Below are 25,475 nucleotides of genomic sequence, written 5' to 3'. Positions count from 1 at the left end.
GGCTCGATTACAAATATAATATTAAGATAGGACTATGTCCATATTAAATTGGAAATATTCCTATTTTAAACAAATTAAAAAAGTCAAAAATTCCCAGAAATTTCCGAAGAACTTTTGACTCTTATAGATTACTAAACCATTTCACTTCCCAGTAAAAACTGGTTTTCTTTTATTTAAAAATGCTTGTGTTCCTTCTTGGAAATCCGCTGTTCCAAAACATTTTCCGAACTCCATTACCTCAGCGTCAAAGCCGTTTTCGCCATCTTCAAAACCAGCATTGATAGCTCTAATGGCAGCAGCGATTGCCATAGGCGAATTACGCATTATTTTTCCAGCGATAACTCCCGTAAATTCCAATAAATTTTCCTGCGCCACCACGTGGTTTACAAGTCCGTATTGTAATGCCTGGTTTGCATCTATCATGCCTGCTGTCATGATTAACTCCATTGCGCGGCCTTTGCCCACCAATTGTGGTAATCGTTGGGTACCGCCGTATCCAGGTATTACTCCTAATGATACTTCGGGTAAGCCCATTTTTGCGTTGTCGCTCGCGATTCTAAAATGCGCTGCCATTGCTAATTCGAGTCCGCCACCCAATGCAAAACCGTTTACAGCAGCAATTACAGGTGTATCCAAGTTTGCTATAAAATCAAACAACTTTGCTTGACCTTCTGCGGCCAATTTTCCTCCTTCTGAAACTGAAAAATCAGCAAATTCGCTAATGTCTGCTCCAGCCACAAATGCTTTTTCGCCGCTTCCGGTAACGATGATTACTTTGGCCGCTCTATCTTCGTCAGCTTTTTTTAACGCTTTGTGCAATTCGTTAATGGTTTCGCGATTTAAGGCATTTAACTTTGACGGTCTATTGATCGTGATTGTGGCAACGCCTTCGGTGGTTGTCGAGAGTATGTTGTTGTAGCTCATAGTTTTTTTGTTTAGTACTAAATTGAAGTTGAAATGCTTCGGAAATTTTAAGGATTAAAAATTTGAATCTCCATTAAAGTGAATTGCAAAATTACTAAAAAACACTAGTCCTTCTTAGGAAATCGAACGGTAAAAGTTGTTTTCTTTCCCATTTCCGAAGTAAAACTTATCGTTCCTTTAAAAGCTTCAACTATGTTTTTTACCATGGCAAGGCCAAGTCCCATCCCGCTAGATTTTGTGGTAAACTTTGGCTCGAAGATGAGCTTTCTGTTTTCATCGTCCACACCCACTCCATTGTCTGTAACGGTTATTACAACATCTTTTTTATCTTTAAAAACGTTGACATCAATTCGAGGTGTTTCAGGATTATTGGAGTCGATTGCTTGGATGCTATTCTTTACAAGATTGTTGACAACCCGGATAAGTTGCGCACGGTCAAAACGCGCTCTAATTTGGTCAACCGAAGCATGAAAATAAATATAATCTTCGTTAAAAATATCTAACGCCAATTTTGTAATCTTAACCACATCAAGGGTTTCTTCCTTTTGTGCGGGCATTTCGGCATAGTTTGAAAATGCTGACGCAATATTGCTCATCGTATCGATTTGCTGAATAATGGTATCGCTATACTCGCTTAGTTTTTCGTTTATATCTGGGTCATTTGGGTCAAATTTCCGCTGAAAACTTTGTACTGTCAATCGCATGGGCGTCAACGGATTTTTAATCTCGTGTGCCACCTGTTTTGCCATTTCGCGCCAAGCAGCTTCGCGTTCACTCGTAGCGAGCTGTGCAGCACTGTTTTCCAGTTCGTCGATCATGCCATTATAGGCATTGACAAGCGTTGAAATTTCTTCAGGCGTGTTTGAAACTGTAATCTTTTTATTGCGTTTGTCGAGACGGGTTTCGGTAATTTTTTCACTTACCTCGTTGAGCGAACGAGTAATATATTTTGAAAGAAAATATGCTAATACAATCGCTATTCCAATCATAAACAAATAGGTGACTGCAAGTCTTGTGAGGCTTTCTCTGAGTTCTTTTTTTATGAAACCATCGTCTTCAATATAAGGTAAATTGAGTATGGCGAGTGGTTTGAAATATTTATCCGTTACGTAAGAATAAGACGTTTGATACTGCTGACCGTCTTTGTGAAATTCTTCGACAAAATGTTTGTTTGGCGATACATCGAGTGCATTTAACACATACGCTGGAAGGCATTTTCCTATAGAATCTTTCACAAAAGAAGCTTTCGATTTAATGAGTAGCGAACCCTCAAGATCATAGAGATAAAGTTCTAGATTGTGAATCTGTTTGATTTCGTAAATCTTTTCTTTGAAGATGAGCGGGATGTATTCGGTTTCGGTAGCATACGTGGTTTCATCCAGTACGTAATCTATATTTTGCTTTATGTTCTCCTCCTTTCGCTCTAGCCTATCCCGGTGATAATCTTCAGCTTCCTCCCGGTATTGATATACCGTAACTACCGCGATCAAAATAGACGCGATCACGACCAAAAGTAGCATGGACAGAAAAATACGACTGCGTAAAGAAGAGGTGTAGAATTTCAAATTATGGTGTTATTTACTTCGGAAATATTAAATATTTGTGAAAGATAGCAATAATCAAACCACCTTTTCAATTTATGATTTTGAATCAAAAATCTAGAACTACTCCTCTCTAATCCGCTTATACATCTTAAACCCAAGCATCAATAAAACAGCAAAGAGAACAATCCCGATAGTTCCGTAAATCCAATCAACCGCATTCTTTAAAATCACTAAAAAGACCACAGAGAAAAGTATTAATGTCGCGCCTTCGTTGAATAAACGCATCCAATTTGAAGAATATTTATACATGCCATTTTCATGCGCCTTAAAAATTAAATGACATTTAATATGGTACGCGATGAGTGCAACTACAAATCCTAATTTTACCTGCATCCAAGCATCAGTTAGCCAAAAAGTGCGCAATGCAATCAACCAAATCGCAAAGCCTATAGCCAAAATCATTGAAGGCCACGTGATAATATACCACAAGCGTTTGGTCATTATTTTATACTGTTCACCCAGAATTTCTCTTGCAGGAGACTCTTTTTTAGTTGCTTCAATTTGATATACAAAGAGCCGCACGATATAAAACAACCCGGCAAACCAAGTGATGACAAAAATTAAATGCAGTGATTTTATGTAGTTGTATTCCAAATCGTAAATTTTAAACTCTCGTTAATCTAAGAAGGTTTCGACTTCGCTCAACCGGACATCCTCAAATTATTAAAGTGTGTAAAGATAATCCAAAATAAAAACCTCTCAAGTTTTTAGGGTTGAGAGGTCATTAAAAATTTAATTTGTTTATTACTCTTCCTCAATAAAAAGATACTCCAATTTACGAGCGTTGAATTCAGCATTAAACGCTTTAATCTCTTCGGAAACGAGCCTGTCAAATTTCACTAATTCTACATTAATCAAACCTGTTAACTCATTTTTTACAGCCACATCTTGTGTGGTGGGAGGGAAATCGTCCATCCCAACCAAACTCGTTAAATGCGCTAATTTATTTGTCAGTTTAATAGGGAAATTCAATGGGTCTTGACCACTTTTGTTTTGAGTTTGGTACAATGCCTTTTCTATTTCAGAAAATTGACTACTCAATGTGTCTGCCTTTTCAACAAGGTCTTTCAATGCTTCATTTTCACCATATTGCTTTTTAAAGGCTTTCAATTGTTCGTTGATGTTTCTAATTTTTTTAATTGATTTATGTGCCTTATCCACGGTTGCATTTACATCGGTAATAAAATCAAATTGACGTTGCATTCCAGCTATATCCGTTTCGGCATTTTTATCGGGAACTATATTAAAATTTTGAGTCATTGCCGGTTTTTCTTCAACTTCTAACACCACTTTGTATTGTCCCGGAACAGCCTGTGGCGCATCTGTACTTGCCCACCATAAAATCATTCCTTTTAAACGTTCTGCACCTTCACCTCGCATATACCACGTATGGAAATTAGCGCCTTCTTCGACTTCCAATTTCTTGGTGTCGCTGTCTTTTGGAGGTTTTGTGCTAAATGCCTGAATGGTATCATTGCTCATTGATAAGTACGAAAGTTTGACTTTTTTATCTGAAATATCTTTCAAATTAAAATACGTCATCACACCGCTTGGGTGATTCATCCCGTCAGTCAATGAACCACTTCGCGAACCTCCACCCATTCTATAGGTATCTTTTGGTTTGAATAAATGATTATCTTTTCCTTTGGCTCCCTGCAACTGGTGAATAACACTCATATCGTCTAAAATCCAAAGACTTCTCCCTTGTGTTGCCACGATTAAATTACCGTCTTTCACCGCCAAATCTGTAATAGGAACAATAGGTAAATTAAGCTGAAACGGTTTCCAATTATTACCATCATCAAACGAAATATACATTCCTGTTTCAGTTCCAGCGTAGAGCAATCCTTTTTGTTTTGGGTCTTCTCTCACCACTCTTGTAAAATGTTCTGCCGCGATTCCGTTGGTTATTTTATTCCAGCTTTTACCGTAATCGGTTGTTTTATATAAATAAGGTGCAAAATCTCCTGTTTTATATTTCGTCCCTGCAATGTAGCATGTTCCCGCATCAAAAACCGAAGGCTCCACACTATTGATCATCATCCATTCTGGCATTCCTTTTGGCGTTACGTTACTCCAATTCTTCCCACCATCCTGCGATACATGTACCAATCCGTCATCACTTCCTGTCCATAAAACGCCTTCTTTCAAAGGGCTTTCGGCAGCGGCAAAAATGGTACAGTAATATTCTACACTCGTATTATCTTGGGTGATTGGGCCTCCAGATGATTTTTGCTTTTCGGCTACATCTCTAGTCAAATCTGGGCTTAACAACTCCCAACTCTCACCTTCGTTTGTAGTAGCGTGTAAATGGTTTGACGCCGTATATAATTTTTTAGGATTATGTGGCGAAAAGAATATAGGAAAATTCCATTGGAATCTATATTTCATATCTTCTGCGCCATGACCCATTGGATTATCCGGCCAAACGCTCACACTACGAACCGTGTTTTTTTCATGATTGTATCTTGTTAAAAATCCGTCGTAGCTTCCTCCGTACACAATTTCATTGTTTAATGGGTCTACAGCAATGTGTGCGCTTTCGCCACCTGCGGTGCTTTCCCAATCGTCTTCACCTATACTACGACCTTCATTTCTATGCGAAATTCTAATGGTTGAATTATCCTGCTGTGCCGCATAAATACGGTATGGCGAAGCATTATCTGTCGTAACTCTGTAAAATTGCGCCGTGGGTTGATTATGATAGGTACTCCAAGTTTCTCCTCCGTCATAACTCACTTGCGCACCTCCATCATCGCCTATAATCATTCGGCTTGGGTCTTCGGGAGCAATCCATAAATCATGGTGGTCTCCGTGGGGTGCATTGTAGGTTTCATAGCTTTTTCCGCCATCTCTAGTTTTATGGTAGCGCACATTTAAAACGTACATAATATCTTCGTCTTTTGGGTCTGCATAAATGCGTGTGTAATACCAAGCACGTTGTCTCAACTTTCTCTCATCATTAATTTTTGTCCACGTTTCGCCACCGTCATCACTTCTATACACGCCACCTTCCTCTTTGTTTTCAACAATTGCCCAAACGCGTTCGCTATTTGCTGGAGAAACGGTTACTCCAATTATCCCCAAAGTGCCCTTTGCGAATCCTTTGTTTATTGAAATCTCTTTCCATGTTTCGCCGCTATCGGTACTTTTCCAAAGTGCAGACCCATCACCACCGCTACTCAAACTGTATGGTGTGCGACGAACATTCCAAATAGATGCATATAATATCCGGGGATTGTTTGGATCCATAATCAAATCTACCGCGCCTGCATTTTCATTTGCAAACAACGTGCGACGCCATGTTTTTCCGCCATCGGTACTTTTGTAAACACCTCTTTCTTGGGTGGGTTTATAAATATTTCCCATTACAGCAGCATACACCGTATTATAATCTGTGGGATGTATTGCAATTCTAGGGACATGTCTGCTATCTTTTAACCCAGCCGAAGTCCAGGTTTTTCCTGCATTTTCAGATTTCCACATTCCGTAGCCGGAGGAAACGTTTCCTCTCACGGTTTTTTCACCACCTCCCACATAGATTACATTGGGGTCACTTTTTGCGACTTCGATGGCGCCAATGGAACCACCGAAAAAGCCATCAGATATATTTTTCCAATGTCTGCCTCCATCTTTGGTTTCCCAAATTCCACCACCTGTGGAACCAAAGTAAAATAAATTTGGTTTACCGGGAACTCCTGTTACGGCTGCACTTCGACCACCTCTAAAAGGGCCAATGAGGCGATATTCTAACGCACTGTAGAGAGATTCGTCGTAGGTTTGGGCTTGTGTTTCGTTGGTTACATTTCCGAAGAAAAAAAGCAAAGCAAGCGCAATGAGGGAAAGATACTTCTTCATAAAAAATAGCAATTGGTTATGAAGTGAAGTTACATAAATTGCTATTGTTTCACAATCCTTTTAACAGTTGACGCGTCATCTTGCTCGAGGACAAGGAAGTAGATACCTGCTTGTACTTCGGAAATATCAATTTGATTGTCAATTGTGCCGTATGATTTAACTAAAGTACCGTCAATTGCAAATAAATATGCAATATCAATGGGTACCGAAAGGTTACCAATGTTTAAAATTTCCGAAGTAATTTAGAAAAACTGAAGCTATTACATTTATGATACGAAAATCAATCACTAACCAAATCCCGCTTAACCGCCCTATTTAAATAGTAGCCAGTTACTATGGTGGAAAGTACATCTGCAATGGGGAATGAAATCCAAACACCAAATACTCCGTAATATTTAGGGAGTATTAAAACCAATGGGATTAAAAAGAAACCTTGTTTGGTTAAACTCAACAAAAGCGCAGGCACAACTTTACCAATGGCTTGAAAATAGGAGCCGCCAATTAATTGAATAACGATTACCGGAGTCGCTGCAAAAATCCAACGTAGCGCATTTGGTGTTTGCTTTAAAAGTGCTGCATTATCTGCTGTGGAGCCAGCGTCTTGACCTATGCGGTCACTTATGAATATGGAGACAAAAGGTTCGGCAAATATCATGATGAGGATAAAAATACCTAATGCCAAAATACCAGAATAAATAATTGAAGTATTAATCGCTTCTCTAACTCGACCAAATTGATTTGCCCCAAAATTAAACCCAGCAATAGGCATAAATCCCTGATTAACACCTATAACGGGGAAGAGCGCAAACATTAAGACTCGACTAATTATTCCATAAGACGCAACATCAATGGCATCTCCCACATCAATCAAAACGTTGTTCAATAAAATGGTGAGCACCGCTATAACACCCTGCCTTCCAAGTGTTACAAAACTAAGACCGCTAATTTCTGAAACGATTTTCTTTTTAAGTTTAAAGCATTCGGCCTTTAGGCGTAGTTCACTTTTAAAAATAAAGAACCAAAGTATAAACGCGAAACATACTGCATAACTTATAAAGGTAGCCCATGCCGCACCTTCCATCCCGTAGTCCAGTATATTGATGAGTAGGTAATCCATTGCAATGTTACCAACAGCGGGCAACATCATCGCGTACATGGCAAATTTTGGTTTTCCCTCGGCTCTAATAACATTGTTACCCATCATACACATGGCGAGCATCACAATACCATACATGACAATGCGATAATAGACGAGCGCGAGATCTTTAAAACTTTCGTCAGCACCAAAAAATTCAATAAGTGTATCTTGGAAAATGAGGCCCAAAACAGCCAATAATCCCGAAGCTAAAAAGGTCAATGTTACTTGATTTCCGAAGACCCGCAACGCTTTATCATCATCGCCGGCACCCAGTGCTCTTGATAGGACCGAGCTTCCACCAATTCCCACAGCAAGACCAATCGCAGCAATAAAAAACGTTACTGGCAAAACCACCGTAATCGCAGAAATAGCCAAAGGACCAATCCATCGACCCACGAAAATGGTATCAACAATCATGTTGAGGGACATCACCAAAATTCCAATCGAAGCCGGAACCGCTTGTTTTATCAACAAGCTGCTAATGGAATCTGTACCAAGGGTAGACGATTTTTTATTCAATACTAGTTGTTATTTTTCTTTCTGAAATTTCAGGGATTGAAGTTTAAAGTGTTTGATTTAAACATGAAAACATCTCCCTAAACCCCTCTTCGAAGAGGGACTTTCGACATCTCTTTCAGATAGATACAATTAAAATTTTTTACCATAGTTTTTTAGTCCTTTCCTTTCGGGGAGGCCATGGGAGTCATTTATGCAATAGCAGTATCAATATTTACAATTTGCCACTCTTCAATCCAATCTGCCAATAGTTGAGCAAATTCATCTCGGTCATTTAAACACGGTATTGTTGTAAACTCTTTACCACCAACTTCGTGAAAAATTTCCTCTCCTTCCATGGCTATTTCCTCAAGTGTTTCCAGGCAATCACTCACAAAAGCTGGAGTTGCAATTGCCATTTTTTTAATTCCTTCTTTTCCCATCCTCTCGATGGTTCTGTCTGTATAAGGCTGTAACCATGGGTCAAACCCTAAGCGTGATTGAAACGATGTTGAATAGGTTCCATTTTTCAACCCTAAATATTTTGCAACATTCACGGTTGTAATTTCGCATTGATGGCGATAGCAAAACTCATGTTGTTCACTGCCTTTTTTAAAGCAACATTTACCATCCATTTTGCAATTTCCGTTGGTGATATCGCTCTTTCTAATATGTCGCTCGGGAACTCCGTGATAACTGAACAATAAATGCTCATAATCGAGCCCTTTTAATTTTTCGCCAATACTTTCGGCAAGTACTTTTATATAATCTTTGCGGTGATAAAATGCAGGGGTACGCGTTATTCTTAACTGTGGGAAAAATTCAGCAACAAGTTCATCCACTTTTACGTCAATCGTCTCTGTAGTCGCCATTGCAAACTGAGGATATAATGGGATAGTTTTAACTTCGGTAACACCTTTGTCCACTAATTCCTGTAGTCCTTTTTTCAAAGTCATACTCCCATATCTCATTGCCAAAGCCACAGGAATGTTTGATTTTTCCTGTACCTTTTTTTGAAGTCGCTCGCTCAAAACAATTAATGGCGACCCTTCGTCCCACCAAATTTTTGCATACGCCTTCGCAGATTGTTTGGGCCGTGTATTTAAAATAATACCTTTAACTAGTAAAGTGCGTGCCCAATAAGGCACATCAATAACTCGTTCGTCCATTAAGAACTCGCCAAGATATTTTTTTACATCTTTTGGATCTGTACTATCTGGCGAACCCAGATTTACTAAAAGAACTCCTTTTTTCATTTATTTTATATGTCTCCTCGAGTTTCGTCGAGAGGTTATTGAAGTGCCATTTAAAAAGTTCTAGATTGTGCAGGAACTGACACTAAAATGTTTTCAAAAACAAAAATAATGCTTAAATGTGGTTTCTGAAATTTGAGCTTATAGATTAACCTAATATTGGGATAACCAAGTTTAGATTATTTTGACAACCCCATCACAAACTTCTTGGGTGTGGTACCAAACTTCTTTTTAAACGCAGCAATAAAATGACTTGAAGTACTATAACCAACTTTCAATCCCACTTCATTCACATTGTGCGACCCCGAAGCTAATAATTGCCTCGCCACTTCCATTTTATAATCAAAAAGAAACGTAAAAACTGGGTCACCATATACTTGCTTAAAACCCTCCTTTAATTTGTTCAACGAAAGCTGGATTTCATCAGCAAGCTCTTGTAATGTGGGAGGCTCCGCCATGTTTGCAATGATAATCTGCTTGGCCTTTTTAATTTTTGCAACATTATCCTCATCCACTAAAAACGGACATTGTTCAACGTCCACATTTTCGGCCCGATTAAAATACAAACTCAACAGCTCATAGGCTTTTCCTTTAAAATACAAAGGCTTTATAGATGGATGCAAATTAAAATTAATGAGCTGATTTAAAACAATGGACATTGACGGAGAAATAAGCGCATCTTTATAATACTTTCGGTCTTTATTTTCGTCACTTAAAAATGAAATATAATTGGCTTCTGAAGAAAAAAGAGAATGGAATTTTTTAATAGGAAGCAATACCGAAACCACCCAAGAATGTGCCGCTACCGAAACTTCGATGGGCAATTCTCGCTGCGGATTATACAACAAAAGTGATGTATCCTCTTTAATCGGTAATCGATAAGAACCATTATTAAAACTGAAGGAACCAGACCCTTTTGCACAAAAATGAAACTGTATATAGTTTGCACTCATCTCTCTCATAAATAATTGAGAATCATCGGTTTCATTCTGAAATTTCAAAATAAAAAAGCCTTCTTCAATCAAAGTTTCTTTGTAAATACCTTGAGCGATACTTTCTTCTGAAATGTGCTGTTGTTTTAAATCCATTTTATTTAGAATTATTATAAATAAGGTAAGACAGGAACTTGTACAAAGATACATATTTATTGACTTGACAACGCTTTTCGCTAAAATCAAATATTTTTTAACGTTGACCGACACTAATCATACCGCTGGCGTTATTTTTTAGTATTTATTGCTTGTACTTTTGCATCTTTAAGAGCTTTGATTCCCACATTTAGGGAAACTGAATATGATAAATAACGCTACAAGCATTTCTAAACTCAAAAAAACTTCGGCATCGACGGGTCATTTTTTTGCCATTGGCTTAAACTATAAAAAAGCTGATGCAGAAATTCGTGGTCATTTCAGCATTTCCGAAGAAGCTCAAAAAGCTATTCTCACTTCAGCTCCTTCAAAAAACATTACATCGCTTACCGTAATTTCTACCTGTAATCGTACTGAATTGTATGGTTTTACAGATAATGCTTCAAAAATTATCAACCTCCTTTGTGAACATACGCATGGCACCGTTGAGGAATTTGAAAAAGTAGCCTATGTCAAAAAAGGCAAGGATGCAGTTGCGCATCTCTTTAAAGTGGGCACTGGGCTAGACAGTCAGATTTTAGGCGATTTTGAAATCATAAGCCAGCTCAGGTCTGGTTTACGCCGCTCAAAAAAAGCGGGTTTATTAAATCCATTTATGGAGCGATTGGGGAATTCGGTTATTCAAGCTAGCAAACGAATTAAAAATGAGACTGAAATTTCAACAGGTGCTACGTCAGTGAGTTTTGCGGCTGTACAATACATTATGGCTCGCGTGCCGTATGTGAACGAAAAAAATATTTTGCTTTTCGGTGTTGGGAAAATCGGAAGAAATACATGCGAAAATTTAATAAAGCATACTAAAAACGAACACATTACTTTAGTCAACCGAACAAAAGTAAAAGCCGAAGAAATCGCTGGAAAATTCAATCTTATAGTTAAAGATTATTCAAACATTCAAAGCGAAATCGCAAATACAGATGTACTCATCGTGGCAACCGGAGCGCAACAACCTACCATTACAAAAGAGTTGTTATACCTCAAAAAACGGTTGCTTATTTTAGATCTATCGATTCCTAAAAATGTATCCTCTTGTGTCAAAGAAAATGAAAACGTAACACTCATTCACCTTGATGAACTTTCAAAAGTGACCGATGCTACTTTGGAACACAGACAATCTCAAATTCCATTAGCTGAAAAAATTATTGCTGAAGTTTCTGACGAGTTCAACCTTTGGGCAAAAAACCGAAGTTTCGCACCCACAATAAAAGCGTTGAAAACAAAACTTGCCGAAATAAAAATTGGTGAAATTGACAATCAACGTAGAAAAATTTCAGATTTCAACGAAGACCAAGCCGAGATTATCAGCAATCGTATTATTCAAAAAATTACCACCCAATTTGCGAACCACTTAAAACACGCAAATGGAGATACCGAAGAAAGCATAAATCTTATTACTAAAGTATTTCAGTTAAACGACGAAGTCAATGGATAAGGTAATTCGCATAGGTACTCGCGATAGTGAATTAGCACTTTGGCAGGCAAACACAGTTAAATTTCAGCTAGAAAAGCTAGGCTATAAAACGGAGCTTGTTCCAGTAAAATCGACGGGAGACTTAATCCTTGATAAACCTTTATACGAAATGGGAATCACCGGGATTTTTACAAAAACACTGGACGTTGCTATGCTCAATGGGACGGTTGATATTGCCGTACACAGTATGAAAGATGTTCCCACTGCGTTACCAATAGGCATTGTACAGACAGCCGTTTTACAAAGGGCAAATTACAGCGATATTTTAGTTACAAAAGGCGAAATCGACTATACAAAATCGTGCACCATTGCCACGGGAAGCTTGAGAAGAAAAGCACAATGGTTACATCGCTATCCGCATCACACAGTAGTGGATTTACGCGGAAATGTTAATACCCGATTACAAAAACTAAGCGACAACGATTGGCAAGGAGCCATTTTTGCAAAAGCGGGATTAGAGAGAATCAATGTTTTGCCAAAAAATCATGAAGTTTTGGACTGGATGTTACCCGCTCCCGCACAAGGTGCGATGGTTATTGTTGCGTTAGAAAAAGATGATTTTTGTAAAGAAGCGACGGTAAAACTAAATGATAATGCTGCGGAAATGTGCACTACCATAGAAAGAATGTTTTTAAAAACACTCGAAGGGGGCTGCACCGCACCCATAGGAGCACTTGCTGAAATTGTTGAAAATAAATTACAATTTAAAGGGTGTTTATTTTCGTTAGATGGAGCACAAAAATTAGAAATAGCTCGTTCTTTTTCGATGAGTGATTATCATAATGAAGCACATAATTTTGGTGCAGAAACAGCTTCCGAATTGCTGAATAATGGTGGAGCAGATTTGATGAAGGAGATAAAAGAGGAAATGAATTAAATGATATCGATTCTCTCAACAAAAAAATTAAAACTCAATCAAAGAGATTTACTTTTGGGTGCTGGTTTTGGTGTCGTGGATTATGATGCTATAGGGATTGAGTTTTTAAATTTTGAAATGCCTTTCACCGTTGAATATGCAATTTTTACGAGTCAGAATGGTGCCAAAGCATTTTTAAATACCGCGAAAGACCTCCCTCTCCTTGAGGAGAGGGCTGGGGTGAGGTGTTTCTGTGTGGGTCAAAAAACAAAAGCACTTTTAGAAAAAAACGGACTGAAAGTGACTAAAATGGTCGATAACTCGGCAGAATTAGGAGAGTTTTTAGTAAAAACCCACAAAAACGATTCATTTCATTATTTCTGCGGATTACAACGAAGAGATGAATTACCCAGTATTTTGAAAAGTAATGGAATTGAAATTTCCGAAGTGAAAACATACAAAACAATACTCATTCCGAAAAAATTTGAACAAATATGGGACGGGATTTTGTTTTTTAGTCCAAGTGGTGTTGAAAGTTATATTTCAGAAAATAGTATTTCTAAAAATGAAACAACAGCCATTTGCATAGGAGCCACAACCGCTAAGGAAGCTTCAAAATATTTTGAAAATGTTGCAGTTGCGAATAGCACTTCGGTTGAGAGTGTTATCGCAAAAGCAGTGAAAATATTAAATAAATAAAAGACCTCTCCCCTCTCCTTGAAGGAGAGGAGCTGGGGTGTGAGGATACATTATGAGCACAATAAAAAACGATTTATTTTTAAGAGCGCTAAAAGGAGAAACCGTTGACCGTCCACCTGTTTGGATGATGCGGCAAGCGGGTCGTTATCTTCCAGAATTTATGGAGATAAAAGCCAAATACGATTTCTTTACACGCTGTCAAACCCCAGAGCTTGCTAGCGAAATTACCGTACAGCCCATTCGCCGTTATGGAATGGACGCTGCCATTTTATTTAGCGATATTTTGGTCATTCCGCAGGCGATGAATATTCACGTGGAGATGAAGCCCGGTATTGGACCTTGGTTGCCAAACCCTATCCGTTCGCAAAAAGATTTGGACAGTGTGATTGTTCCCGACATTCACGATACACTTGGGTACGTGATGGATGCGATAAAAATGACAAAGGAAAAATTGAACGACGAAATTCCGTTGATTGGTTTTGCAGGAAGTCCGTGGACCATATTATGCTATTGTGTGCAGGGCCAGGGTTCAAAAAACTTTGACAAAGCAAAAGAGTTTTGTTTTACACAACCCATCGCTGCGCACCAATTACTTCAAAAAATTACCAATACCACCATCGCATATTTAAAGGAAAAAGTAAAAGCGGGAGTGAATGCTGTGCAAGTTTTTGATAGCTGGGGCGGTATGCTATCTCCAGTAGATTATCAAGAATTTTCATGGCAATATATGCAGCAAATTATCGATGCTTTGAAAGATGAAGCGCCTGTGATTGCCTTTGGAAAAGGATGTTGGTTTGCCTTGGATAAAATGTCAAAAAGTGGTGCTGCGGCTTTAGGAGTTGATTGGACGTGCTCTCCTAAAAACGCGCGTTATTTGACCGGTGGAAATATTACACTTCAAGGAAATTTTGATCCTACAAGATTATTTAGTCCGCCTGCAACGATAAAGAAAATGGTGCATGAAATGATTGATGCCTTCGGAAAAGATAAATACATCGTAAATCTCGGTCACGGAATTTTACCAAACATTCCTATAGAAAATGCAGGTGCGTTTATTGAAGCTGTAAAAGAATATAAAGTAGAGTCTTGAATATTTGGAAACGAGTTACACAATTGAGTATCGGGCAACTTTTTAAGTTATCCCTTCTCTTTTTGTCGCATCCATTATTAATTGTACCAACCCTAAAAGCCACTAAAAAGACGATGCAAATATGTGATGAACTTTACGGAAAGACGCATCATAAAAGTAACAAGGCAAACGCTTTTAGACATGCACTATGGAATGTGCTTATTTGTCGAAATGCTTTAAGCGTGACAAAAAACAAACAAAAAAGTGTTTTTTGGGCACAAAAAGTGGGTGATTTATACGAAAAAGTGACACAAAATGAACAATTAGATGAAGCAATGGATTTGCATAATAATAGTTTTGGGAGGCTCTATTTTTTCAACACCCTAGATTTTTCCGAAGAAAAAATTATTGGCCTTATAAAAAATGAATCAAATCAAGCTGTTCAAATTCATACCATAAATGAAAGTGCATCTTCTAAGAATAGGTTGGTTTATATAAATTAAGGATGAAAAATTTTATTTCAAGAGCAAACACAAAATATCTGGCCTTAAAACGAGGTTGGTCACCGCAACAAAATTTATTTTATGGATTTTTAACCTATATATTGTTAGGGACGTTGCTATTGTGTTTGCCATGGCTTCAAAAAACCTCAACTTCTTTATTAGACAATCTATTTATTGCAACCTCAGCTGTTTCAACAACAGGGCTCGTTACCGTGTCGGTTTTTGATAGTTATAACATAATAGGACAGGGTATTATTATGCTACTATTTCAATTGGGAGGAATTGGATATTTAACGTTTACTACGTTTATGCTTTTGTCAACTACTAGAAAAATAACGCCGTGGCATAAAAGCATATTAAATACTGAGTTTACATTACCAAACACGATTGAGATAAAAGATTTTTTAAAATCCATTGTTCTCTATACTTTAATTATGGAAGTTCTTGGAGCAATATTATTTTTCATTGCGTTTAAATCACAAGGAATGTCATTGGGAGAAAATTTATGGCTGTCCATTTTTCATAGTATTAGTGCGTTTTGTACGGCAGGGTTTAGCCTTTTTAATAGTGGTTTTACAGAATATGTTGATAATTCACTCATCAATTTTACCATTTCTATGTTGGCCATTACTGGGTCTTTAGGGTTTATTGTAATTACGGATGTGGGAATGTGGATTAAAAACAAATCGCATAAATTGAGTTTTACTACGAAAATCGTGGTTGTGGTTTCAACCTTACTAATGCTATTTGGATTTTTATTTTTCTATTTTGTAGAACCTACTATTTATAATCTTGAAGGTAGCGCAAGAGTAACGGCTGCATTTTTTCAATCTATGACTGCTATGACAACAGTAGGATTTAACACCGTAGATTTTGGAACTTTCATTTTGCCCATGATTTTAATTACAGTATTCTTAATGTATATTGGAGCTTCACCTTCAGGTACAGCTGGAGGTATGAAAATCACAACACTAACTGCTGTTTTAGCTATTATGAAGAGTAGATTAAGGGGCAGAAAAAATATTACATTTTTAGGAAGACGTATTCCTTATGAGAGACTTTATGTGGCAACCTCTTCGTTCATTTTCTACACTTCAATTATTGCGATAGGTACCTTTTTATTGACGCTAACTGAAGATTTCAGTTTTGAGAGTATTCTCTTTGAAGTGTCCTCTGCTCTTGGTACAGTAGGATTAAGCACAGGAATCACTGGCAATCTTAGTGTTTTTGGTAAAAGCACAGTTATTGTATTAATGTTCATAGGCCGTTTAGGGGTTTTAACCTTTGGACTTGCAATTTGGTCAAAATCAATCACTGCAAAAGAGCGTGAAATATTAAAAGAAGATTTAGCCGTATGATACAAGTTGTTCTTAAAGGAATAAAGGCCTACTTCGGGACTTTCAAACTTATAAATCAATTGAGGCTTTGGAAATATTTTGGAGTGCCTATTTTGATTTCCTTTGTTACTGCTATATTAATAGGGTTTTCTGCTTGGGGATTGAGTGATAATATAGGTGGTCTTATCGCAAAGATTTGGTTTTGGGATTGGGGGAAAGAAACTTTTTCAACCATTAGTGAGTTTTTGGGTGGAGCAATTGTAATAGCTATAGGTTTGATTTTGTACAAACACATTATCATGGCATTTAGCGCACCGTTTATGAGTCCCGTTTCAGAAAAAATAGAACATCATCTTTTAGGAGTAAACCATAATCATAGGGATACAACAAACACAGCACAATTGGTTAGAGGGATTCGGATAAACGTTCGCAACCTCATCCTTGAATTGCTTTTTACCATCCCATTATTGCTCCTCAGTTTTATTCCCATTCTAAACCTCGCCACCACTGTTTTAATCTTTTTAATCCAAGCCTATTACGCAGGGTTTGGTAATATGGATTATACATTGGAGCGTCATTTTAAATATAGAGAAAGCATCAATTTTGTAAAATCAAATCGGGGAGTTGCAATTGGCAATGGTATTGTTTTTATGGCAATGCTTTTCATTCCGGTCATTGGTATTTTAATGGTGTTACCGCTTTCGGTTACAGCGTCGACAACGGAAACGGTGCGTTTGATTCAGCAAACCGGGAAATTAGAAAGCAAAAAGATAACTTCGGAAATTTTAAAACAATGAAAGAAAAATTTGTAACATACATACGTTCACTTCAAAACACAATCACTTCAAAACTTGAAGAAATTGATGGGAAAGCCAAATTTCAAGAAGATAATTGGGAGCGTCCCGAAGGTGGCGGCGGGCGCACACGTGTAATTCAAAATGGTGCTGTTTTTGAAAAAGGAGGCGTGAACATTAGCGAAGTTCACGGAAAGTTACCCGAAAGCATGCAACAGTATTTTGGGGTAAAAGATGCCGATTTCTTTGCCTGTGGACTCAGTCTCGTAATTCACCCGCACAGTCCTATGGTGCCCACCGTGCATGCAAATTGGCGTTATTTTGAAATGTATGATGCCAACGGGACAATCGTTGACCAATGGTTTGGCGGTGGGCAAGATCTAACTCCGTATTATCTTTTTGAAGAAGATGCACGCCATTTTCATCAAACGTGTAAAACAGCTTGCGACAAACATAATGTTGATTTCTATCCAAAATATAAAACCCGTTGCGATGAGTATTTTTACAATGCCCATCGTAATGAAGGAAGAGGAATTGGCGGATTATTTTTTGATTATTGTAAAGTTTCCGAAGAAATGAAGATGCAAGATTGGTTTAACTTTGTTACGGAAGTTGGCGACAGTTTTCTCGATGCCTATGTGCCAATTGTTGAAAAAAGAAAGAATTTAACTTTTACAAAAGAGCAAAAAGATTGGCAAGAGATACGCCGCGGCCGTTATGTAGAGTTTAATCTTGTGCACGACAAAGGAACACTGTTTGGATTAAAAACAAACGGCAGAATCGAAAGTATCTTAATGAGTCTTCCCTCACATGTGCAATGGGTGTACGACCATCAGCCGGCTGCCGGCAGCGAAGAGGAAAAATTAGTTGGTGTTTTGCAGAATCCTGTTGATTGGGTTTAAATAAATACGATTTTCCCTCCAGCGCAGTCGAAACCTTCATTTAAATAACGAAATTTTAAAGTTAGAAATTTCAGAAAACAAAATAAAATGTATCCACTTAGAAGAAACAGAAGATTAAGAACGACCGAAGCAATGCGAAGCTTGGTAAGAGAAACTATCATATCTCCAAACGATTTTATTGTTCCATTGTTCATTGTTGAAGGAAAAGGAATTAAGGATGAGATTTCTTCAATGCCTAATTACTACCGTTTTAGCTTAGATTTATTGGCTACTGAAGTAAAACAACTTTGGTCCATGGGATTAAAAAGTGTTCTGCTTTTTGTTAAGGTTCCAGACAATCTAAAAGACAACAAAGGCACTGAGGCTTTAAACGCAGATGGTTTGATGCAACGAGCGATAAAAACCGTAAAAGATGTGTGTCCAGAAATGGTAGTAATGACAGATGTGGCAATGGATCCTTATTCTAATTATGGCCATGATGGTGTAGTGGCCAATGGCCTTATTGCAAACGATGAGACGAATAAAATTTTGAGCAAAATGGCACTTAGCCACGCACAAGCCGGTGCAGATATTGTTGCACCAAGCGATATGATGGACGGTCGGATTTTAGAAATGCGCACGATTCTGGAAGAAAACAAATTTCATAATACGGGTATTATGAGTTATAGCGCTAAATACGCTTCGGCATTTTATGGGCCTTTTAGGGATGCTTTGGATAGTGCACCGGTTGATTTACAGGATGTTCCTAAGGACAAAAAAACCTATCAAATGGATTCTGCAAACAGAGAAGAAGCTATTAAAGAGACCTTGATGGACATCGAAGAAGGTGCAGATATTGTGATGGTAAAGCCGGGATTGTGCTATTTAGACATTGTTCGTGATATTAGAGAAGCCGTGGACGTTCCCATAGCCGTTTATCAAGTGAGTGGCGAATATGCCATGTTAAAAGCCGCTGCCGAAAAAGGGTGGCTGAACCACGACGAGGTAATGATGGAACAAATTTTAAGCATCAAACGGGCAGGCGCAACGATGATTGCGAGCTACTTTGCAAAAGATGTTGTAAAATTAATTTCTTAAAAAACTAAAAGTCTTCTGCTTATTTATTTGTTTGATAGAAAGGCAAAGTGATTGTGTTGAAAAAATATGACTTAAATTATTCCATTGTATCGCAGCAAGGCGGCTTAGGCCAAAGCGTTTCACTGAGATTTTATCTCACAAATATTGTTTAAAAAATAAGTGATGGCATTAGGGATGGATGACATTGGAAAAAATAGATGCAGCAGTTGAGTCGGCTTTTTTTTAGTTTTTCTTTAATACTTCATTTTATTCAATTCCCTTAACTTGCCCAAAACTCTGAGCATGACGTTACTTATACTTTACGCAGTACTTTCTATATTTTTCTCATTTCTGTGTTCCATACTTGAGGCAGCTCTTTTGAGTTTTACGCCCACTTTTATTAAAATGAAAACTGCTGAAGGCAAAGCTTATGCAAAAACTTTGGCGGATTTAAAGAAGAATATTGACGCACCGTTAATTTCTATTTTGACAATTAATACCATTGCGCACACGGTGGGTGCAATATTAGTAGGAGTTCAAGCAGAAAGTTTACCTTATAAGATAGATATTTTAGGAGTTAATATTGTTGGTATTGTTTCGGCAGTGATGACGCTTTTAATTTTAATTGTTTCTGAAATAATACCAAAAACCATTGGTGCCACATATTGGAAAAGTTTAGGTGGTTTTACAGCGACGGCTCTCAAAGTCATTATATTTCCGCTGAAATATACCGGGATTTTATGGTTGCTAAATTTGACCACCCGATTAATCGGAAAATCTGCACACGTGAGTACCATGAGCCGAGAAGAATTTATTGCGATTACCGATGCTGCAGAACAAGAAGGCGTTTTTGAAGAAAAGGAAAGCGCGGTAATACGCAATTTGCTTGTTTTTAAATCGATTGAAGCACAAGATGTGATGACGCCATTTCCCGTGGTAGAGACAGCGAGCGAAGCGATATCATTAGCAGATTTTAGAGAAACGCATAAAAATTTACAGTTTTCAAGAATCCCCGTTTTTAGAGGAAAAAGCCACAATATTACTGGCTTTGTTTTAAAAGATGATGTGCTTGAAGAAATTATTGAAGACCACGGGAATAAGTCCTTAGGAAATATTAAGCGCGAGATTACTGTAGTTGCTGCAAACAAACCCATTCCAGAAATGTTTGATACGTTTATACAACAGCGCACACATATAGGGATGGTTGTTGATGATTTTGGAAACACAATTGGAATCGTCACCATGGAAGATATTATTGAAACGCTGCTAGGCCTCGAAATAATGGATGAGAGCGACTCGGTCGAAGATATGCAAGTGCAGGCTAGAAAAAACTGGGAACGTCGCGCAAAGCGTATGGGTATTACAATTGAGAAAGAAGAATTGGAGTAAATTAAACTTCCATGTATTTCACGCTCAAATGCCTTAAAATAGTGGTTAAAAATTGAGAAACATCGTAGGGTTTTAAAATGATGTCGTTCATTCCAGAGTCCATGATTTTCTTTCTCATTTCATCTACCTCAACTGCTGTTAGGGCAATAATGGGAATGTTTTTGTTAAATTTTCTAATTGCGATGGTTGCTTCAATACCATCTACATTGGGCATGTGGACGTCCATCAAAACAAGATTGTAATGATTGTTTTTCACTCTGTCAATTGCTTGTGCCCCATCATCTGCTAACGTACATTTAAAGTGCCGAGTTTCAAGAATTTTTTGAGTAACTTTTTGATTGATTTTATTATCATCGACAATTAAAATCCGCATGTTTTCAAAAGCATTTAAAGGTGTTTTGATTTCCTCAATGTCTGCTTCTTTTTCATTGGCAGTAGCGAGTTCATAATCAATAATAAATGAAAATGTTGATCCCTTTCCTTCTTCACTTTCTAAAAGAACTTCACTATTATGTAATGCAAGTAATTTTTTGACAATGGGAAGTCCAAGTCCCGTACCTTGATAATTATAATTTCGGTTTTCAACTTGAGTAAACTCTTCAAATATGGAGGTTTGCTTTTCTTTGGGAATTCCAATTCCGTCATCGATGACCAAAAACTTTAGACTATAAGTCCCGTTCTTGTTGATTTTTTCCACTTCAATTTTAACATCAATAGTCCCACTCTCATTAAACTTGACGGCATTTCCAACGAGATTCATCAAAATTTGAGATAGCCTTACCGAGTCACCTATTAATTTATCTGGAACATTCCCAGCGATATGAAGATTTAAAATGTTTTTGTTTTGTTCTAATCTATAAGCAAATGAGGACGTAATATTTTTTAATAGTTTGCCTAAGCTAAAGTTCGTTTTCTCTAGTGTGATTCCATTTTCATCGGCTTTATTTAAAGTAAGTACATCATTGATTAATGCCAATAAATAATCTGCTGAAAATTTGAGTGATTTTAAATCATCTTTATGGGCTCCAAGTTTTTCATCTTCCATTAAAATTGATGAGAGCCCAATCACTCCGTATAGTGGTGTACGTAGCTCATGACTAATCGTTGAGAAAAATTGTGTTTTGGATTTTGACAAAAGCTCAGCTTTGTCTTTTGCAATCTCTAATTCTTTATTTTTATTATTTAAGCTTATTAAATAGTTCTTTCTGTTTTTAAAAAGCATAAAGATAATGACCAATCCAACCAACAGAACACAACTTAGTATTGTAAAAACAGTACTTCTTTCTTTTGACTTTTCCGCCAGAGAATCTGCGTAGGCCTCTTTTGTTTTGGCTATCTCTACATCTCTTTGATATTCATCGACTTTAAACCTTGCATTTGTTTCACGGACCTCTTGAGTTCTAATTTTTTCTTGAACCCTTTCATCCAGTTCTCTTTCCTTTTTTAAACTAGTAATCGCAGCATCTAAATCTCCATTAGCTTCATAAGCTCGAGACAAATGCTTTTGCGCAGTTATTGCTTCATTTAAAAAGCCTAAGTCCTCAGCAATTTTAGCTTCGGTTGATAGCAGTTCTATTGATTTTTTAAAGTCCTGTTTCTGAAGATAATACCTTCCTAATAAAATATTTGTATTGATTGGATAAAGAGGATGCACTGAATCCTTCTCAATGATTTTAGAAACTTTATCGAGGTATTTAAAAGCTTTTTCTGGCTCCTTAAGTTCAATATGTGTCCAAGCGATATTGATATAATTTGCCAATAGCCCTTTTTCATTTCGCCCTCCCTTTCTATTGAGTTCAAGACTTTTTTGAAAATTTTCTATCGCTTTTTGGAGATTTCCATCTGTCTCCATAATCATATTTCCTATGTCATTGTAAACTCCCGATACAAAGGTATCTTGCTCGGTTTTTTCTGCATATTCGAGTGCCTTCAAGTAATATTGAAGACTATTTACCGTGTCTCGCATAGAGAGATATGTAGATCCAAGTCTTGTATAGCCCAATGAGGTATAAAGATTGTCATTTTGCTTTTCTGCTACATGAATTAAATAGTTACTCGATGCAATAGCGCTTGAATAATCCTGAGCATGTATATAATCAAAAGTTTGCCTATGAAGTATTTCAAGACTATCTTTTGAAATAACCCCGTTTTGAGCTATGCCGAAGAAAGAGATTAGGGCAAAAGCAGTAATCAAAACAAATGGGGATCTTTGGTACATTTTGAGGACAAGTTAACTAGACAAACTTATGAAATATTAACTATTAAAAAAAGGTGAGATATTTTGCGTGATGTATTGCTTATTTTTTACACATCTTTGTAACATGCGCACCTTATTTTTACAAACACCTATAGGCATCTTATCCATTTCAGGAGATGAACATGGCCTTCAAACAGCTTTATTTTCTGATGTGAAAAGTGGTATTTCAACTTCAGAAATAGTCGCTATGGAAGTTCCGGCTGTTTTAAAAAAAACCGCTCAACAATTAAAAGAATATTTTAACGGCTCCCGAAATAGTTTTGATATTCTACTAAATCCTCAAGGGACTACATTTCAGAAAAAAGTATGGGAAGAGTTGCAAACCATACCCTATGGAAAAACGTGTACGTACCAAAAAATGGCAAACAATCTTGGCGACCCAAAAGTGATTAGAGCTGCCGCATCGGCAAATGGAAAAAACCCCATCTCAATCATCATTCCTTGTCACAGAGTGATAGGCAGCGATGGTTCGTTAACTGGATATGCGGGTGGCTTGCAACGCAAAAAATAGTTGCTCGAGCATGAAAGTCCAGTGACACAAGGTGCTTTATTTTAAAAAGAAACGTAACTAGAATTAGTATTTTGATACTAACTTTTAAAAAACTTATATGAAGAAATTCCTATCTTATTTTGCAGGAACAATAATGTTATTGATTGCCATTGCCTATATCACAGATTACGATTATATATTAAAAGGAGTACGCGTGGTATATTTTACGGGCCATACAACAGCCTTTATTGACGACGCAAAGTATTTTGAAAATGACACTGTTGCCGCTGCTACAAATCCGCAACCTTGGCCAACGCATACCAATTACAACAGCATACAACCCACACCCACTCTTTCTAAAATAAATACTGAATTAGGCACCGTAGCTTTTGTAATCATCAAAAACGATAGTGTTTGGTATGAAAAGTATGCGGATGGCTATTCGGCAAGTTCGCAAACAAACTCTTTTTCCATGGCAAAAAGTATTACTACTGCTTTGTTGGGAAAAGCAATTAAAGACGGTTTTATCAAATCACTCGAACAACCTGTGCGGGATTTTTACCCCTCGTTTGATAATTTTGAAATGACAGTTGGCGATTTGTCTTCTATGTCCTCCGGACTCAATTGGGACGAATCTTATACAAGTCCCTTTAGTGTTACAGCGCGTTCTTATTACGATGATAATCTAGCCGAAACCATACTCGGTTTAAAAGTGACCGAAACCCCGGGAAAATCTTTCAAATATTTGAGTGGAAATACAGAACTTCTAGGAATGGTGATACAGAAAGCCACTGGAAAACCTATTTCAAAATATCTGGAAGAGCGTTTTTTTCAACCTATGGGTTTTGAACATCCTGCACTTTGGCAAGTGGACGATGCCGAAAACAGACTCGCAAAAACCTATTGCTGTATTGCCAGCAATGCTAAGGATTTTGCCCGGTTTGGAAAACTTTTTAAGGACTTCGGAAATTTTAATGGCACAAAACTTTTAGATTCGTCTTTTGTCGCAAAAACCATCAGACCGCGCTTCGCTGATAGCCCCGAATATGGTTATGGATTTTGGTTGAGCAATCATTTAAATAAAGAAATATTCATTATGCGCGGAATTTTAGGGCAATATGTCATCACCATCCCTCAAGACGATTTAATCATAGTTCGTTTAGGGCATCAACGTGGGGGTCGTTCGGGTAAACCATTTAGTGACGATTTTTATGTGTATGTTGAAGAAGCCTACAAAATGCTCGGAGAAAAATAATGCTAAAATTAGTCAAGAAAATTTTAATTTAATAGCTCTTTAAGTCATGGTATTTTTTTCCAAATATTGAAGTCTCAAAAAAATTACGTAGTTTTAAAATCACTCCCCTTCATTAATTTCCTATTATGCTTAAGCGAATCAACCTTGAACATATCCTGTTTTTGGATATTGAAACCGTACCACAATTTGAACAATATGAAGAACTCGACGAAACCACGAAACATCTTTGGGAGTTAAAAACAAACTACCAGCGCAAGGATGAATTTACTCCAGAAGAGTTTTACGACCGTGCAGGTATTTGGGCAGAGTTTGGTAAAATTGTTTGTATTTCGGTGGGGTATTTTAAGATAACAGGAGATGTTCGAAATTTTAGAACTACTTCTTTCCACGGAAATGAGTATCAAATTTTAACCGATTTTAAAACCTTACTTCAAACTCATTTCAACAAATCTCAACATGTACTTTGCGCCCACAATGGTAAAGAGTTTGATTTTCCATACATCGCGAGGAGAATGATAATCCACGGTATTGATTTGCCATTTAAACTCAACTTGTTTGGAAAAAAACCTTGGGAAGTTCCACATCTTGACACGCTGGAATTATGGAAATTTGGTGATTATAAAACCTTTACCTCTCTCAAATTGATGGCGCATGTTTTGGGAATTCCTTCGCCCAAAGATGACATTGATGGGAGCCAAGTACGCGACACTTATTATATAGAAAAGGACATTGACCGTATTATCATTTATTGCGAAAAAGACACAGTGACGGTAGCTCAAATAATATTAAAACTTCGGAATGAGTCGTTGTTGATTGACGACGAAATTCTTTCGGTGTAATCAATTTACTTCGGAAATGTGACTTTTATTTAAAATTTCAGCATTTAAAAAGTATATAAAATTTCCGAAGAAAAATTAGCTAAAATTATATGCAAAAAAAGCCCGACTCTTTCGAATCGGGCTTTCATAAATAAACTT

22 protein-coding genes are annotated in these 25,475 nt (G+C 37.3%); 13 read left to right on the top strand and 9 right to left on the bottom strand.

Features of this window, described 5'->3' with window-relative positions; all coding sequences use genetic code 11:
• Positions 1–141: 141 nt before the first annotated feature.
• The 8 genes from ACSHW7_RS03730 to ACSHW7_RS03695 all read right to left on the bottom strand — a co-directional run bounded on the left by ACSHW7_RS03730 (position 142) and on the right by ACSHW7_RS03695 (position 10,360).
• Positions 142–924 carry an enoyl-CoA hydratase/isomerase family protein gene (locus tag ACSHW7_RS03730; RefSeq protein WP_435677968.1) on the bottom strand — a complete coding sequence of 261 codons (783 nt, stop codon included), beginning with the start codon at positions 922–924 and terminating at the stop codon, positions 142–144.
• A gap of 104 nt (positions 925–1,028) precedes the next feature.
• A complete protein-coding gene (locus ACSHW7_RS03725; RefSeq protein WP_435677967.1) occupies positions 1,029–2,489 on the bottom strand; it encodes an ATP-binding protein in 1,461 nt (486 codons plus the stop codon).
• Positions 2,490–2,588: 99 nt separating this feature from the next.
• Positions 2,589–3,122, bottom strand: coding sequence for a CopD family protein (locus ACSHW7_RS03720; RefSeq protein WP_435677966.1), 534 nt, complete (start codon positions 3,120–3,122; stop codon positions 2,589–2,591).
• A gap of 150 nt (positions 3,123–3,272) precedes the next feature.
• Positions 3,273–6,386 (bottom strand): VPS10 domain-containing protein, encoded by a 3,114-nt coding sequence (locus ACSHW7_RS03715; protein ID WP_435677965.1) that lies wholly within the window; start codon positions 6,384–6,386, stop codon positions 3,273–3,275.
• Between the two features lie 41 nt (positions 6,387–6,427).
• On the bottom strand, positions 6,428–6,607 hold the full coding sequence (locus tag ACSHW7_RS03710; protein ID WP_435678262.1) for a T9SS type A sorting domain-containing protein: 180 nt from the start codon (positions 6,605–6,607) through the stop codon (positions 6,428–6,430).
• Between the two features lie 59 nt (positions 6,608–6,666).
• The gene (locus ACSHW7_RS03705) at positions 6,667–8,043 is read right to left on the bottom strand and encodes an MATE family efflux transporter (protein WP_435677964.1); all 1,377 of its coding nucleotides are present in this window, start codon (positions 8,041–8,043) and stop codon (positions 6,667–6,669) included.
• A gap of 188 nt (positions 8,044–8,231) precedes the next feature.
• Positions 8,232–9,275, bottom strand: coding sequence for a ferrochelatase (hemH, locus tag ACSHW7_RS03700; protein ID WP_435677963.1), 1,044 nt, complete (start codon positions 9,273–9,275; stop codon positions 8,232–8,234).
• Between the two features lie 176 nt (positions 9,276–9,451).
• Positions 9,452–10,360 (bottom strand): helix-turn-helix transcriptional regulator, encoded by a 909-nt coding sequence (locus ACSHW7_RS03695; RefSeq protein ID WP_435677962.1) that lies wholly within the window; start codon positions 10,358–10,360, stop codon positions 9,452–9,454.
• 205 nt (positions 10,361–10,565) lie between these two features.
• Between ACSHW7_RS03695 and hemA the strand changes: the two genes are divergently transcribed.
• From hemA to ACSHW7_RS03645, 10 genes are all read left to right on the top strand, one after another.
• Entirely contained in the window at positions 10,566–11,852 is a 1,287-nt protein-coding gene (gene hemA, locus ACSHW7_RS03690; protein WP_435677961.1) for a glutamyl-tRNA reductase, read from the top strand.
• Positions 11,845–12,768, top strand: a complete 924-nt coding sequence (hemC, locus tag ACSHW7_RS03685; RefSeq protein WP_435677960.1) for a hydroxymethylbilane synthase — start codon at positions 11,845–11,847, stop codon at positions 12,766–12,768. Before hemA ends, hemC begins: the two co-directional genes overlap by 8 nt.
• Positions 12,769–13,446 (top strand): uroporphyrinogen-III synthase, encoded by a 678-nt coding sequence (locus ACSHW7_RS03680; RefSeq protein ID WP_435677959.1) that lies wholly within the window; start codon positions 12,769–12,771, stop codon positions 13,444–13,446.
• A 52-nt stretch (positions 13,447–13,498) separates the two neighbouring features.
• A complete protein-coding gene (hemE, locus tag ACSHW7_RS03675; protein WP_435677958.1) occupies positions 13,499–14,536 on the top strand; it encodes a uroporphyrinogen decarboxylase in 1,038 nt (345 codons plus the stop codon).
• On the top strand, positions 14,533–15,018 hold the full coding sequence (locus ACSHW7_RS03670; RefSeq protein WP_435677957.1) for a DUF6973 domain-containing protein: 486 nt from the start codon (positions 14,533–14,535) through the stop codon (positions 15,016–15,018). Before hemE ends, ACSHW7_RS03670 begins: the two co-directional genes overlap by 4 nt.
• 2 nt (positions 15,019–15,020) lie before the next feature.
• Positions 15,021–16,376 (top strand): TrkH family potassium uptake protein, encoded by a 1,356-nt coding sequence (locus tag ACSHW7_RS03665; protein ID WP_435677956.1) that lies wholly within the window; start codon positions 15,021–15,023, stop codon positions 16,374–16,376.
• Complete coding sequence (locus tag ACSHW7_RS03660; RefSeq protein WP_435677955.1) at positions 16,373–17,152, top strand: EI24 domain-containing protein; 780 nt, start codon at positions 16,373–16,375, stop codon at positions 17,150–17,152. Before ACSHW7_RS03665 ends, ACSHW7_RS03660 begins: the two co-directional genes overlap by 4 nt.
• Positions 17,149–18,051 (top strand): oxygen-dependent coproporphyrinogen oxidase, encoded by a 903-nt coding sequence (hemF, locus tag ACSHW7_RS03655; protein WP_435677954.1) that lies wholly within the window; start codon positions 17,149–17,151, stop codon positions 18,049–18,051. The genes ACSHW7_RS03660 and hemF overlap by 4 nt, the downstream gene beginning before the upstream one ends.
• A gap of 87 nt (positions 18,052–18,138) precedes the next feature.
• Positions 18,139–19,128 (top strand): porphobilinogen synthase, encoded by a 990-nt coding sequence (gene hemB, locus ACSHW7_RS03650; RefSeq protein ID WP_435677953.1) that lies wholly within the window; start codon positions 18,139–18,141, stop codon positions 19,126–19,128.
• A gap of 282 nt (positions 19,129–19,410) precedes the next feature.
• On the top strand, positions 19,411–20,496 hold the full coding sequence (locus tag ACSHW7_RS03645) for a CNNM domain-containing protein (protein WP_435677952.1): 1,086 nt from the start codon (positions 19,411–19,413) through the stop codon (positions 20,494–20,496).
• A 1-nt stretch (position 20,497) separates the two neighbouring features.
• On the opposite strand, the gene ACSHW7_RS03640 is transcribed toward ACSHW7_RS03645, so the two are convergent.
• Complete coding sequence (locus ACSHW7_RS03640) at positions 20,498–22,714, bottom strand: response regulator (protein ID WP_435677951.1); 2,217 nt, start codon at positions 22,712–22,714, stop codon at positions 20,498–20,500.
• A gap of 103 nt (positions 22,715–22,817) precedes the next feature.
• Between ACSHW7_RS03640 and ACSHW7_RS03635 the strand changes: the two genes are divergently transcribed.
• From ACSHW7_RS03635 to ACSHW7_RS03625, 3 genes are all read left to right on the top strand, one after another.
• Positions 22,818–23,264 (top strand): methylated-DNA--[protein]-cysteine S-methyltransferase, encoded by a 447-nt coding sequence (locus ACSHW7_RS03635; protein WP_435677950.1) that lies wholly within the window; start codon positions 22,818–22,820, stop codon positions 23,262–23,264.
• Positions 23,265–23,361: 97 nt separating this feature from the next.
• Positions 23,362–24,498: a serine hydrolase domain-containing protein gene (locus ACSHW7_RS03630; RefSeq protein ID WP_435677949.1), complete on the top strand. Its 1,137-nt coding sequence runs from the start codon at positions 23,362–23,364 to the stop codon at positions 24,496–24,498.
• 125 nt (positions 24,499–24,623) lie between these two features.
• The gene (locus ACSHW7_RS03625) at positions 24,624–25,337 is read left to right on the top strand and encodes a 3'-5' exonuclease (protein ID WP_435677948.1); all 714 of its coding nucleotides are present in this window, start codon (positions 24,624–24,626) and stop codon (positions 25,335–25,337) included.
• The last annotated feature ends 138 nt before the right edge of the window (positions 25,338–25,475 follow it).

This window comes from Patiriisocius sp. (assembly GCF_051252435.1).
In the GTDB taxonomy this organism is placed as follows: Bacteria; Bacteroidota; Bacteroidia; order Flavobacteriales; family Flavobacteriaceae; genus Patiriisocius.
The sequence above is the reverse complement of the archived record's forward strand: the minus strand, read 5'-3'. Positions and strand labels throughout refer to the sequence as shown.

Excerpts from the sequence above, each read along its gene's own strand:
- ACSHW7_RS03730 (WP_435677968.1), bottom strand. The coding sequence starts at position 924 with ATGAGCTACAACAACATACTCTCGACAACCACCGAAGGCGTTGCCACA.
- ACSHW7_RS03715 (WP_435677965.1), bottom strand. The coding sequence starts at position 6,386 with ATGAAGAAGTATCTTTCCCTCATTGCGCTTGCTTTGCTTTTTTTCTTC.
- hemH (WP_435677963.1), bottom strand. The coding sequence starts at position 9,275 with ATGAAAAAAGGAGTTCTTTTAGTAAATCTGGGTTCGCCAGATAGTACA.
- ACSHW7_RS03695 (WP_435677962.1), bottom strand. The coding sequence starts at position 10,360 with ATGGATTTAAAACAACAGCACATTTCAGAAGAAAGTATCGCTCAAGGT.
- hemA (WP_435677961.1), top strand. The coding sequence starts at position 10,566 with ATGATAAATAACGCTACAAGCATTTCTAAACTCAAAAAAACTTCGGCA.
- hemC (WP_435677960.1), top strand. The coding sequence starts at position 11,845 with ATGGATAAGGTAATTCGCATAGGTACTCGCGATAGTGAATTAGCACTT.
- ACSHW7_RS03680 (WP_435677959.1), top strand. The coding sequence starts at position 12,769 with ATGATATCGATTCTCTCAACAAAAAAATTAAAACTCAATCAAAGAGAT.
- hemE (WP_435677958.1), top strand. The coding sequence starts at position 13,499 with ATGAGCACAATAAAAAACGATTTATTTTTAAGAGCGCTAAAAGGAGAA.
- ACSHW7_RS03665 (WP_435677956.1), top strand. The coding sequence starts at position 15,021 with ATGAAAAATTTTATTTCAAGAGCAAACACAAAATATCTGGCCTTAAAA.
- ACSHW7_RS03660 (WP_435677955.1), top strand. The coding sequence starts at position 16,373 with ATGATACAAGTTGTTCTTAAAGGAATAAAGGCCTACTTCGGGACTTTC.
- hemF (WP_435677954.1), top strand. The coding sequence starts at position 17,149 with ATGAAAGAAAAATTTGTAACATACATACGTTCACTTCAAAACACAATC.
- hemB (WP_435677953.1), top strand. The coding sequence starts at position 18,139 with ATGTATCCACTTAGAAGAAACAGAAGATTAAGAACGACCGAAGCAATG.
- ACSHW7_RS03645 (WP_435677952.1), top strand. The coding sequence starts at position 19,411 with ATGACGTTACTTATACTTTACGCAGTACTTTCTATATTTTTCTCATTT.
- ACSHW7_RS03640 (WP_435677951.1), bottom strand. The coding sequence starts at position 22,714 with ATGTACCAAAGATCCCCATTTGTTTTGATTACTGCTTTTGCCCTAATC.
- ACSHW7_RS03635 (WP_435677950.1), top strand. The coding sequence starts at position 22,818 with ATGCGCACCTTATTTTTACAAACACCTATAGGCATCTTATCCATTTCA.
- ACSHW7_RS03630 (WP_435677949.1), top strand. The coding sequence starts at position 23,362 with ATGAAGAAATTCCTATCTTATTTTGCAGGAACAATAATGTTATTGATT.
- ACSHW7_RS03625 (WP_435677948.1), top strand. The coding sequence starts at position 24,624 with ATGCTTAAGCGAATCAACCTTGAACATATCCTGTTTTTGGATATTGAA.